Genomic DNA, 12,523 nt, shown 5'->3' on the forward strand with positions numbered 1-12,523 from the left:
CTCAAAACCCTCTAGCTCGTACGCTTATTCGGAAATCCGGAAACGACACCCACGAGAATATGGTTCGAATCAAAGTACCACTCTGGTACGTCATGCTCGGCTTCCTGCCCGGACCGGTCACGCACCGGACGCAGTCAGGCAGCCACGCGTCCGTGCCTATCCACCTCGGTAGGACTCACCGACGCCGGGTGCAACGGTGGTGGAGTCGGTGACCACTCCTGACTCTGATGATCCGTCCCGTGAGGAATTCCTGGACGCCATCGAGGCGGAGACAGAGGACCTCTGCCACATCCACGACCATATCACGCGCATCATCACGAACCTCGACATCCGTGAGGAGTGGTTCAGGGGGTACGATGACCCTGATCGCGCGAAGTTCGACCTGGAACCGATGGTGCGGCTGTTCCTCTACAAGCACGCCCGCGAGTTGAATCAGTCCGAGGTCGCACGCCGGCTGCGCGGGGCTGCGTACGTGTATCTGCGTCTCGGTTTCGACCAGCCGATCTCCCAGCAGATCATCAGTCACAACAAGCGCAACCGCTTCAACGCGGCAGAACGCAGCCTCTTGAAGGACGCTGCGGACGTGATTCGGACCGTCTGTGGCGAACACGACGTCATCCAGTCGAATGAACCGGCGCTTGAACCGGAAGACGTCCAGCACGACCAAGTCAGTGAAGCCGAGATTATGGATGCAGTCCAGCGTGCGACTGACCTCGGGTTCAGTGAGTTCAGCGCGGATCGCGCCAGTAACGCGACGTACCCGCTGGAAGCGTACTTCGAGCGGCAAGGCTACCTGAACATGTCCCGTGCCGGGACGACGACCGCATCACGACGGTTCGCCCGACTCAGCGAACGGAAGACCGTCCCACACGGCTCCTCGCACAACCGCACGATGAAGAAGGTTGCCAAGCCGGAGTCCCAGCTCACGTTCGACGAATTCGTGACGGGCCAGCAGACGCCGGAATGGAAACGGATTCGGGACGAGGTCTTAGAGCCGTTCCACGCGGGCGTGGAGAACATCCTCGATGAGCTGACCGATGAGGACTACGCCGAGGCAGGCTTCACTGAGCCGGTGCATGCAGCGATTGACATCACGGCGTGGAACTTCTATGCGTCGCCGTTCATATCCGAGCAGGACGCGCGGACGTCCGACAAGACCCCTATCGAGGTGACAATCGATGGGGAGGAGAAACTGTTAGACCCTGATCATCCGGATTTGGTGTCTGGGCTCAAGGATAGCGATGAGCGCGGGTACAAGTTCGCCACGATCACGATTATCGCGGAGAACACGCCGATTGTCCTCGGTGTGGAACCAGTACGCGATCAGCGGAAGTGGGAGAAAGAGATGGGGTGGGACGTTGAGCGGACATCGCGTGCGGATATTGTGGAGAGTTTGTTGGAGCAGGCGTCCCGTCACGTGGACATTCACAAGGTGTTCCTCGACCGGGGGTTCAGTAGCCTCGAAACGCGTGATGTTATCGACCAGCGCGAGCAGTTGTATGTGCTTGGGAAACCGGCGCGGGCGAAGGTTGACCAAGACCACATCGAGGATATCCAGGAGCACGAGGCGTACGATAGTCGAATCGTGCATGGGTCGCAGACGTTCGATGGACGTGAGCACGAGATGACGTACGTGTACACGCCATCGAAGAAGGACGGCGACAAGTACGCGGTGTTCACGATCAACGAGCACGTGGACCATCACCGTGCGGAAGCGTTGCTCGGCCAGTACAGCCAGCGGATGGAGATCGAGAACGAATACAAGACTATCAAGAAGCACTTCCTGCCGACGTCGGCGTCGAAGGATTTCCGGATTCGGTTCCTGTACTTCGTGATTGGGTCGCTGCTGTACAACGTGTGGCGGATGGCGAACTTCATCCTCCGGGACGCGGTGGATGTTGATCTCGGTGACCACCCGCCGATTCTCGCAGGCGAACTGATCGAGTTGGTGGCGTTCTGCCTGTTCGACCCACCCGACTAGCCGAGATCCTTCTCCGAGTAAGCAAATCCCGTGAGCGACAGCTGTATCTCCTGAGTGCTGTTTCCGCCCGATCCCTGGTCAATTCGTGATCCAATAGTCACCAAACTAGTAATTCTCTCACCGGCTCCGTTGTCCCAATCTGTTCGATCTCCTGAACCGTCGGAGATCCCCTCGTTTCGCTTGTAGAAATGCCAAACAGTCAGGTTGGGGGAAGATGAGACTATAGCGGGTATAGCGGGGTTGAAATGCGTAATCGCGACAGAATTCACGCTGGCACGACGGTAGCTCTCGCCGCATCAAGGCATCTCCAAAGACAAACTCACACATCACCTTAGAGCGTTACTGCTTCGAAAATGCGTCCACCGCAAACCTGGCGACGAAGCGCTCAAAACTATCCTCAAAACGACGCGATGACGCCACCAATAATCGCTTGCCTAAGAGTAAACCGAAAAATACGATACGGGTCGAAACAGCTCGAAGTCGGCGTCACGGCGTCACGAATCAGGCCACTGCGATGGCGGACGTGGTTGATCCGATCCCGTAGACGATATCGAAGAGGAAAAAGCGAACGGACATCGTTCATCGCTTACAAGTGGGGGTTACTACATCACTGATGGGACAATGACTGGTGCGACCGGACAGCACGATCCCGACCGGGTCCGTCCGCTTCTCGGGGCAGGGGGTGGATTCATCAGGGCCGAAGGACCGTGTCGAGATGCGTGACAGACGACAGACGTACGGCGACTGTCGTGGGAAAGCGGTAGACCCTGACAAGTGTCCAGACGAAGACACTTCCCACAGTGGTAAGTCAGTCGCGAACTCAGCACAGCTACGGACACCTGATGATCCAGTTCGTCGTAAAGCATAGAACCTTATAAAATTTACCCTATGTACAATTGTGTTGAATATATTTTCTGTAACTAGCAAGCGGGGCCACGGCGATCATTATCAAAGGGATATTATAACACACGGGCGAACCGTTTTACGTATACGCATGACACTGGCAAGTCTACGAGAGACGGTCTACGAGACGCTGATGGCACTGCCGGAAAACGACCTCGTCAGAGGCACCAGCGGCAACGTCAGCGGTCGCGAGGGCGATCGCGTCGTGATCAAGCCCAGTGGCGTCGATTACGACGAACTCTCGCCGGAGAATCTCGTCGTCGTCAACATGAACGGCGAGGTGGTCGAAGGCGATCTCAAGCCCTCGGTCGACACGGGCGCACACCTCCACATCTACCGGGAGAACGAGGAACTCGGCGGGATCATCCACACCCACTCGACGTACGCGACGGCCTTTGCGGCCGCCGGCCGGGAACTCCCCGTCTACGTGACGGAACTCGCCGACACCTTCGGTGAGTCGATCCCCGTCTCTGACTACGTCCCGCCGGGGACCGAGGCCATCGGCGAGGAGTTCGCCAAGCACACGGGCGAGGGGAAGTTCCAGGGCCTGCTCATGAAGAACCACGGCCTGTTCGCCGCCGGCAAGGAACCCGGGGACGCGCTGAAGGCCGCACTCCACATCGAACACAGCGCGAAGATCTCCTCGATCGCCGAGGACCTGGGCACGCCCGAGGAGATCCCCGACGAGGAAGCACAACGCCTCAACCAGGAGTATCTCGAGGGCTACGGCCAGGAGTGATTCCGATGGACGGACAATACCTCGTGGGGACGGACATCGGGACGAACAGCACGAAGACGATCCTCGTCTCGCCGGAGGGCGAGGTGCTGGGCACGGGCAATGCCGGCTACGAAGTCGAACAGCCCGAACCCTCCTGGGCCCAGCAGTGGCCCGACGTCTGGGTCGAGGCGACCTACGACTCCATCCAGCAAGCCATCGACGACGCCGAGGTCGATCCCGCCGACATCCGGGGGATCAGCATCTCTAGCCTCTACGGCGGCGCGGGCGTTCCGATCGACGAGGACGGGGAGCCGGTCTACCCCTGTCTGATCTGGATGGACCGCCGCGCGACCGACCAGGTCGGGTGGGTCAAGGACAACGTCGACCTCGATCGACTCTTCGAGATCACCGGCAACTACGTCGATTCGTACTTCGGGTACACCAAGATCCTCTGGCTCAAGGAGAACGAACCCGATGTCTGGGAAGACATCGAGAACTTTGTCCCCCCGAACAATTACGTCGAGTACGTCATGACCGACGAGTTGGCCGTCGATTACTCCTCAGCCGGCAACGTCGGCGGTGTCTTCGACCTGGAGGCCCTAGAGTGGTCCGAGGAAGCCTGCGAGATGCTGGGGATTTCGACTGAAAAGTTCCCCGACCGGCTGGTCGCCTCCGACGACATCGTCGGCGAGGTGACCGCCGAGGCCGCGGAAGAGTGTGGTCTCGAGGAAGGGACGCCGGTGATCGCGGGCGGCGTCGACGCGCCGATGGCGACGCTGGCCGCGGGGGCTTTCGAACGTGGGGACAACGTGAGCATGATGGGGACTTCGACGTGCTGGGGGACCGTTCACGACGGCGACGGGCTCGCGAAGGAACTGGTCTCGTTCCCCCACGTAGCCAACGGCGAGCAAAAAGTCTACACCTTCGGCGGGTCGGCGACGACGGGCGGGCTCATCGAATGGTTCAAGGAAGAGTTCGGCGGCCCCGAGGTCGAGGCGGGCGAACTCGCCGACATCGACCCCTTCGAACTCCTGAACATGAAGGCAGAGGACGTGTCGCCGGGCTCGGAGGGGCTGGTCGCGCTGCCGTACTTCAAGGGCGAGCGCTCGCCGATCTGGGACCCCGATTCCCGCGGGATGTTCGTTGGCTTGACGCTATACCACGAGAAGGAGCACCTCTACCGGGCCTTGATGGAGGCAGGCGGGTACAGCCTCAGGCACAACGTCGAGGTCGCGAAGAACATCGGCGTGCCGCTGAACGACGAGACCCGCGTCGTCGGCGGCGTCTCGAACTCTGAGCTCTGGATGGACATCCTCGCGGACGTCACCGGCCGGCGAATGGAAGTCCCAGCCGGCGGCGTCGGCGCACCGCTGGGCGACGCCTACCTCGTCGGGGTCGCCACCGGACTGTTCGACGATTACGACGCCATCACCGACTGGACCGAGACCGGCGAGGTCTACGAGCCCGACGCCGAGACCCACGAGACCTACGAGGAGTACTACGACATCTACAAGCGCCTCTACGAGAACACGAAAGACGAGATGCACCGGCTGACGGAGCTATAGCGGCGGTCATCTTTTTCGTCGGGCCGTCTTTTTTGGTCGCGCCGACGCTACTGGCTGTCGATGCCACCGGCGGGCGCGTTCGCGTCGATCCGCAACAGGGTTTCGCCGTCGGTCCAGGTAAGGACGTGTTCCGTGCCGCTCCGGTCGTACACGGGGCCGGCAACGTCGGGATCGGGTACGACGTCGCCACCACCGCTGACCGTCGCCGGCGGGTAGCCCCACGCGTGGGAGAGCGCGGCCGTCCCGTCGCTGGCAGGCGCACACCGATCCGTGCCGGTGTCCTCGATTGGGTCGGCTCTGGAGTGCCCGGAAGCGGTTCCCGCGGGGCCGCCGAGGACGGCCGTCGCCAGCCACGTCGTGCCCGGGGGGTGCTCGCCGGACAGCGTCGGGACGACCGTCCGGGGGAAGAGCAGGTTCGTGTTCGGCGACTGCAGTTCGACCGCAGCCTCGCGAGCCCCCTCGAGCGCTCGAAGCAGGCTGTCGCCGACGCCGGTCGCGGCGACCGCAGTTCCTTCCCCGGCGGCGTCCGTGTGACCGTCCGCCGGAACCGGGAACCCGCCCTCGACGCTGATCAGCTCACGGTCCGTTTCGATGCGGTGGAGGCGGACATGCCATGGCAGGGCCGGCGCGAGCCAGCTGTCGACCGCGACGTCGTCCCAGGGCTCCCACCGCGAGTGGACGACACCGTCGCTGACCCCGTTTTCGACGATCCGCCGGCGCCGTCGGAACCGCTCGCCGTCGTCGCTCAGAAGGAACGTGCTGTCGGGCGCCCCACCGAACCGATCGTTCCCGTCGGCCACGTTCGTGCCGAACCGGGTGGAATAGACGAACTTGTTGTACTTTTCCGGATCGGCCCCGTCCGTGCCGGCACAGAGCGCACACACCTGGTCGCCGTCGGGCTGGATCACCATCCCCGCCGGCCGCTGGGTGGCGACACCGTTCGGCCGGTCCGGCACCCGCTCCTCGGCCTGCCAGAAGGGGTGGTCGGCGTCGAGTGCCAACGGGAGGAAGAACTTCATCGCCCAGTACGGCGAGGACGGGGAGTTGTAGGGCTCGGTCATCTTCAGCGTCGGGTAGGCGTATCCGAGCGAGAGCACGCCATCAGCGGTGAAAATCGGACGCTCGACCCACCAGCGCAGGTGCCTGAGCCACCGCGCCTTCAGCTCGCCCCAGGGGAACGCCTCGACGCCGGAGAAGGCCAACGCCCCCCAGAACGCCCCCTGTGCGAACCGGTAGGTAAGACTCCGGCCGAACGGCAGCGCACTCCCGTCGGCGGCGAACCAGCGATCAAACTCGCCGGCGAACGCCCGGGCGCGCTCGCGGAGCCGGTCGGCCCGTTCCGGGTCGCGGTCCCCGGCCAGCGTCGCGTACACCAGCCCGTCGGTGTGCAGCTCCCAAGCAGTGTAGTAGTCACAGGCACCCTCGGGGCCGTCACGGTACCAGCCGTCCTGTAGGGCGAACGATTCGAGGCGATCGAGGTCCCGGCACACCTGTTCGTCGTCCGGGTCCGCCTCGACCGCTCGGAGCCCCTCGTTGGCGAGCACGCGGAAGAACCGCCAGTTGCCGTCCGGGACGTCCACGTCGTTGATCCCACGCAGCCAGTCGGCGATCGCCGCCCGTGTGTCGACCGAGAGCGGCTCCCAGAGTTCGTCGCCCGCCAGCGCGAGCGCGACGCCGATCGGGGCCATCTCGACGGCCGTCTGAGAGTGGTCGGTCACCTCGCCCCAGTACTCCTCGTGGGCCGGATCGGTCCCGGCGGCCAGTCCCGACCGGTAGCGCTCCCAGTGATCGAACGCACCGCCGCCCGCCGCGAGCGGGGCCGCCCCCCACAGGGGTCGCGCGAACCCCTCGAGTTCCGCCTCCCCCGCCGGGAAGTGCGCGCCAGAAACGCCCGGCCGGACTCTCGCGCCGCCGGGGCTCGCGTACCGTTCTAGCGGTGCCAGCAACGACCGGACCGCTTCCTGCAGGTCCGTACGGCTCTCCAGGGGGTTACCGTCGAGCGGATGCATCGTCCGGAGGTTTGCCCGAGCGACCTATAAAGCCGTGGGGAAGACGGTGGGACCGTCGGCCTCGCTACGCTACCAGTATCGGCGCCAGCTCTCGGTCGCGCGGACCAGCCCCTCGACGTAGAAGTAGTCACCCCAGACACAGCACTCGTTGTAGTCGCCGTCGCCGCGGGCGTAGGCGGCGTCGGTGAGCAGGCCGTTCGATCGCCCGGGATCGGCCGCGTAGTGTGCACCCAGTGAGTCGAGCATTTCCAGGGCAGCGTTGCGGTACCGATCAGCGCGCTCGTCCGCGACCGGGAGGACCGAAGCGAGTTCGATTAACCCACAGGCCGCGATGGCGGCGGCGGAGGTGTCCCGCACCTCGTCATCGTCCGGCGCGTCGAAGTCCCACCGGGGGACGTGGTCAGCCTCGACGCGGTGAAGGTAGTAGTTGGCGAGCTTGGCAGAGAGCTCGGCGTAGGCCGGCTCGTCGGCGTATTCGGCCACGAGCGCGTAGCCGTAGATGGCCCACGCCTGCCCGCGCGCCCAGCAAGAGTCGTCGGCGTACCCCTGGTGGGTCTCCCCGCCCAGCGGTTCGCCCGACGCCACGTCGCACTGGAAGGTGTGGAACGTCGACCCGTCCGGTCGGACGATGTGCTCGGCGTTCGTCCTGGCGTGGGTCTCGGCGATGGCAGCGTAGGCGTCGTTGCCCGTGATCTCGCTGGCCCAGAACAGCAGTGGGAGGTTCATCATCGTGTCGACGATCATCCGGCCGTGGACCCACTCGTCGTCCTCGGGTCGGTCGGGGTCGCCCCAGGCCTGAATCAGTCCCGGGGCGTCCCAGAATCGGTCGGCCAGGTAGTCGGCAGCCGTGACAGCCATCTCCCGGTACCGATCTTTTCCCGTCACCTTGTGTCCGGCGACGGCCGAGAGCGTATAGAGGAACCCCAGGTCGTGCGTCAGCACGTTGCCCGACTCGAGCCGTCGGTCGAACGTTCGTAACTGAGTCTCGGCCGCGTCACGGAACCGCTCGCGGCCGGTCACCTCGTGGGCAAGCCAGCACTGCCCGGTCCAGAACGAGGTGGTCCACCCATCGGCGTTGTCCGTGGGCTGGTAGACGAGATCTGTGCTGGAGGGAGCCGGGAACCGGTCGTAGAACTGGTCGACGTTGTCGTCGATCCGGTCGACCGCGTCGGCCAACCGCGTCTCCAGGTCGGCGTGTTCGATCGCGGGGCGCTCGGCGTATCGCTCGGGAACGCCCTCGTCGGTCACTGTCGCTGCAAGTACCGATGGTGCCCGGGGCATCACCTGCGTGGTGTACCCCTCCACTCATAAAGCCGTCGAGGGGACGGAGACTTCCCAAAAACTAATGCTCCAGTTACTGTGCAATCAGGTGATGCAGCTATCCGAGAACGATTTCCCGGCGATCGGACTGGGGACGTGGCAAAACACCGATCCGGAGGAGTGCGCCAACAGCGTCCGGACGGCACTCGAGATAGGGTACCGGCACGTCGATACCGCCCACTACTACGGGAACGAGGAGAGTGTCGGTCGCGGGATCCACGCGGCGGACGTTGACCGCGACGACGTCGTCGTCGCCTCCAAGGTCCACGCCGAGAAGTTCGGACTGGACTACGACGGGGTGATCGAGGGAGCGAAAAAGAGTTGTGAGCGGATGGACCTGGAGTACCTCGACGTTCTCTACGTCCACTGGCCGGTGCTCGAATACGATACCGAGGAGACGCTTTCGGCGTTTGAGCAGCTCAAGGACGACGGAGTCATCGACCACATTGGACTCAGTAACTACTCGATAAATCTCCTCGACGAAGCGCTGTCGGTGCTCGAGGAGCCGCCGCTCACGCTCCAGATGGAGATGCACCCGTTCTGCCACCAGGACGAGGTCCTCGGGTACGCCCAGAAACACGACATCCGGCTGATCGCCTATTCGCCGCTTGCGCGCGGTCATGTCTTCGAGAGTGACGTGATCCATGAGATCGCGGAGAAACACGGCGTGAGCGAGGCACAGGTCTCGATCGCCTGGCTCCTCTCGAAGGACAACGTCAGCGTGATTCCGAAAGCCAGGGGCGAGGCACACATCCGTGACAACATGCGCGCGGTCGATCTCACCCTCGACGAGGCAGACATCGAGCGCATCGACGACATCGACCGCCGGGAGCGCTACGTGGAACGCGACGATTCACCCTGGCTCGCCTAGCGGCGGGACGGTGCCGCCTCTGGTCCGGCAGTCTTATGCGCTTGCTGGCGGTTGGGTCCGCTGTGGGATCGAACCACGGAGAACCATGAGTCACGTTACTGTCGAAGAGGTCACCGACGAGCGCTGGATCAACGCCGTCCACGTGTCGAACGGGACGATCGAACTGCTCGCCCCGACGACGGTCGGCCCGCGGATCGCCCGCTTCGGGTTCGAGGGTGCTCGAAACGAGTTCCGCGTCTTCCCGGAGCCCCGCGAGGAGTGGCCCCTAGTCGGCGGTCATCGGCTCTGGCACGGGCCGGAGTACGCCCCACGGACTCACCAGCCCGACCTCGAACCGATCGACGCCGAGGTGATCGACGACGGGGTCGCCCTCCGGCGCGGGGCCGACAAGGGAACCGGGATCGAGAAGGCGATCACGGTCAGGATGGGATCGGGGGCGAGTGTCGAGATCACCCACGAACTGACCAACCGCGGCGTCTGGCCCGTCGAGTTCGCGCCGTGGGGACTCAGTGTTCTAAAACCGGGCGGAACGGCTGTTATCCCGCTCAGCCCGCAGGCCGAGGAGGACAGCCTGTTGCCCGACCGGTCGATCACCTTTTGGCCGTACACCACGCCGGGGGACAATCGCCTCGCGTACGGCGAGGAGCGGGTCCTCGTCGCCCAGGAGACCGACTCCGATGGGCCGCTGAAGATCGGCACGTCCGCCGGCGACGCCTGGGTCGCCTACGTCAACGACGGCCATGCCTTCCGGAAGGACGTCAGTGTCGATCCGGCCGGGACGTATCCCGACCGCGGCTGTGGCGCGGAGGTCTACACTGACGGGGAGATCCTGGAATTGGAGACGCTCGGCCCGCTTCGAACCGTCGAGCCGGGCGAGGCCGTCGAACACGTCGAGACCTGGACACTGGCCAAGGGGGTCCCGAGGGGCGACCGACATCTCGCTCGACGCCATCTGAGCCGACCCGCCGACAGGCAGCCGCCGATCCTCACGGTGGGATAGGAACGCCGCTCTGTCAGTCCGTATCGACGGTGATGGCCCCGAGCCCGGCGTCGGTCACCCCAACGTCGAAGCCGTCGATTGGATTCGATCCGACGATCCACTCCGTTCCGGCTGGAAGGTCCACTGACACCGGCGATCCGGTGAAGTTTGTCACCCAGACGTATCCGTCGCGTTCGGCCACGGCCACGCCGTCGGGAAGCACTGGTGTCCGTTCGACGTCCGCCCGCACGAGCAACGACTCGACCAGCGCGTCGGCCAGGTCAGCGCCGGGCCAGACGCCACTCCAGATCGCCGATCCCGCCCCCTGCTCATTCTCGACGATGGCGGGCGTCCCGTCGACTGCCCCGGTGTGCTCGCCACGAACCGTGGCCCCGTCAGGATCGAACCGCTCGGCCCACGTCCGGTAGTCGTAGGTATCGCCGTCGTAGGTGACACGCGTCTCGAAGTCGGCGGGGAGCGTCTCGTGGCGGTCGACGGTCGCCCCGAGGAGATCGGCCAGCGGCCCAGGCTGGGGGGCGTCAGGGAGCTTGTTGTACGGGTCCTTCTCGCCGGTCCGGATCCCACACAAGAGGTGGCCGCCCTCGGCGACGTAGGACTCCAGGCGGTCGGCAAGATCGTCGGCCACAAGATGCAGCGACGGGGCGACGACGGCCGCGTATCCCGAGGGATCCCGATCAGGAGGGATCACATCGACCTGAACGCCCCGGCGGCGCAGCGCCCGGTAATACGTCCCGACGTGGTCCCAGTAGTCGAAGTCGGGCGAATGCGGCTGGATCGAGGTCGCCCAGAGATCGTCGTAGCGGTGTAAGAGAGCCACCGGCGCATCGACTGGTTCGAGATCAAACAACTCCTCAGCGGCCCGGCTCGCATCGGCATGGCCGCGATCCGGTGAGCCGTCTTGCTTCCGGAGGCCAGCGTGATACTGCTCCTGGCCCTCCCGACATCGCCGCCAGCGGAAGTACATGACGGCGTCGCCACCGTGGGCGACCGCGTGGTGGGCCCAGAGCCGCATCGCTCCCTCGGCGGGTTGAGGAGAGTGGGGCGGCCAGTTGATGTCGCCCGGCTGCTGTTCCATCACCCAGAACGGCTTGCCGAGCGCGCCCCGATAGAGGTCGTGGCTCAGCCCCACCTGTCGGGGGTCGCCCGCCCGGTATTCGTCGACGGTCGGGTTCTCCTTCGCCTGCACACTTCCGGTCGGGTAGGAGTCCCAGGAAACCAGATCGAGGTCCTCGGCCACGTCGAAGGCGTCCAGATCGGGGAACTGCCCCATGAAGTTGTGCGTCACGAACCACTCGTCATTGTGCTCCCGGAGGATGTCAGCTTGCAAGCGGTTGTAGGCGACGACGCTGTCGCTCGCGAATCGATGGTATTCCAGGAGACGGGAGGGATGGTGACCGGCGGGCGTCTCACGTGGCGGGTCGATCTCGTGAAAGCCGGTGAGGTGTTGACTCCAGAACGTCGTCCCCCACGTCTCGTTGAGATCGTTGATCGAATCATAGCGGTCTCGGAGCCAGTCGCGAAACTCCGTCGCGCAGTCGTCACAGTAGCACCGGACCGTCCCGTGACAGCCGAACTCGTTGTCAGTCTGCCACCCGGTGACGTACGGATTGTCGGCGAAGTGATTGGCGAGTTTCGAGACGATTCGACGCGTCTCCTCGCGGTAGGCCGGCGAGTTGAAACAGTAGTGGCGGCGACTGCCGTAGTCTCTGACGGTACCATCGGCTTCTTCCTGGAGGATTTCCGGGCGCTCGTCGACCAGCCACTTCGGCGGCGTCGCGGTCGGCGTACACAGGACGGCCTGCATACCGTATTCGCCCACGAGGTCGACAGCGGCCTCGAGCCACTCCAGATCGAACTCCCCTCGCTGCGGTTCGATCCGTGACCAGGCGAACTCGCCCATCCGGACGTACTCTAGGCCGGCGTCGGCCATCTCCTGGACGTCTTCCTCCCAGCGATCTCGCGGCCAGTGCTCCGGAAAGTAACAGACTCCGATCGACATACTCCAGGGCTCTCCGGCCAGTCGCTAAAGTGTTTCCGTCACGTGGCCTGGTGATCGATCGTCCGAAGCACCTATCGAGAACAGCCCTGGACGACACAGGGTGCCGTCCCGTGGAGTTCAACGCGACGGCGAGTCGACACACACCCGGTCGAGCAGC

The 12,523-nt window shown here is 64.2% G+C and carries 8 protein-coding genes and 1 pseudogene; 6 read left to right on the forward strand and 3 right to left on the reverse strand.

Annotation, left to right across the window (positions count from 1 at the left end; all coding sequences use genetic code 11):
• Positions 1-208 precede the first annotated feature (208 nt).
• The 4 genes and pseudogenes from HTIA_RS14370 (at position 209) to HTIA_RS14380 (ending at position 5,167) form a co-directional block, all read left to right on the forward strand.
• The gene (locus HTIA_RS14370) at positions 209-1,981 is read left to right on the forward strand and encodes a transposase (RefSeq protein WP_049816617.1); all 1,773 of its coding nucleotides are present in this window, start codon (positions 209-211) and stop codon (positions 1,979-1,981) included.
• A 285-nt stretch (positions 1,982-2,266) separates the two neighbouring features.
• A pseudogene (locus HTIA_RS16030) lies at positions 2,267-2,395 on the forward strand (IS1595 family transposase); the annotation flags it as partial.
• 580 nt (positions 2,396-2,975) lie between these two features.
• Positions 2,976-3,623, forward strand: a complete 648-nt coding sequence (locus tag HTIA_RS14375) for a class II aldolase/adducin family protein (protein ID WP_008524912.1) — start codon at positions 2,976-2,978, stop codon at positions 3,621-3,623.
• A 5-nt stretch (positions 3,624-3,628) separates the two neighbouring features.
• Positions 3,629-5,167, forward strand: a complete 1,539-nt coding sequence (locus HTIA_RS14380; RefSeq protein WP_008524913.1) for an FGGY-family carbohydrate kinase — start codon at positions 3,629-3,631, stop codon at positions 5,165-5,167.
• Between the two features lie 47 nt (positions 5,168-5,214).
• Here HTIA_RS14380 and HTIA_RS14385 read toward each other — a convergent pair whose 3' ends face one another.
• Both HTIA_RS14385 and HTIA_RS14390 read right to left on the reverse strand, forming a co-directional pair.
• Positions 5,215-7,176, reverse strand: coding sequence for a DUF2264 domain-containing protein (locus HTIA_RS14385; protein WP_008524914.1), 1,962 nt, complete (start codon positions 7,174-7,176; stop codon positions 5,215-5,217).
• Between the two features lie 69 nt (positions 7,177-7,245).
• A complete protein-coding gene (locus tag HTIA_RS14390) occupies positions 7,246-8,457 on the reverse strand; it encodes a glycoside hydrolase family 88 protein (RefSeq protein ID WP_044951418.1) in 1,212 nt (403 codons plus the stop codon).
• A gap of 91 nt (positions 8,458-8,548) precedes the next feature.
• On the opposite strand from HTIA_RS14390, the gene HTIA_RS14395 reads away from it, so the two are divergent.
• Together HTIA_RS14395 and HTIA_RS14400 are read left to right on the forward strand one after the other, a co-directional pair.
• Positions 8,549-9,367 carry an aldo/keto reductase gene (locus HTIA_RS14395; RefSeq protein ID WP_044951355.1) on the forward strand — a complete coding sequence of 273 codons (819 nt, stop codon included), beginning with the start codon at positions 8,549-8,551 and terminating at the stop codon, positions 9,365-9,367.
• 85 nt (positions 9,368-9,452) lie between these two features.
• The gene (locus HTIA_RS14400) at positions 9,453-10,367 is read left to right on the forward strand and encodes a hypothetical protein (protein WP_008524917.1); all 915 of its coding nucleotides are present in this window, start codon (positions 9,453-9,455) and stop codon (positions 10,365-10,367) included.
• Between the two features lie 13 nt (positions 10,368-10,380).
• On the opposite strand, the gene HTIA_RS14405 is transcribed toward HTIA_RS14400, so the two are convergent.
• Positions 10,381-12,366 carry a beta-galactosidase gene (locus tag HTIA_RS14405; protein WP_008524919.1) on the reverse strand — a complete coding sequence of 662 codons (1,986 nt, stop codon included), beginning with the start codon at positions 12,364-12,366 and terminating at the stop codon, positions 10,381-10,383.
• Positions 12,367-12,523 lie beyond the last annotated feature (157 nt).

Source organism: Halorhabdus tiamatea SARL4B (genome assembly GCF_000470655.1).
GTDB lineage: Archaea > Halobacteriota > Halobacteria > Halobacteriales > Haloarculaceae > Halorhabdus > Halorhabdus tiamatea.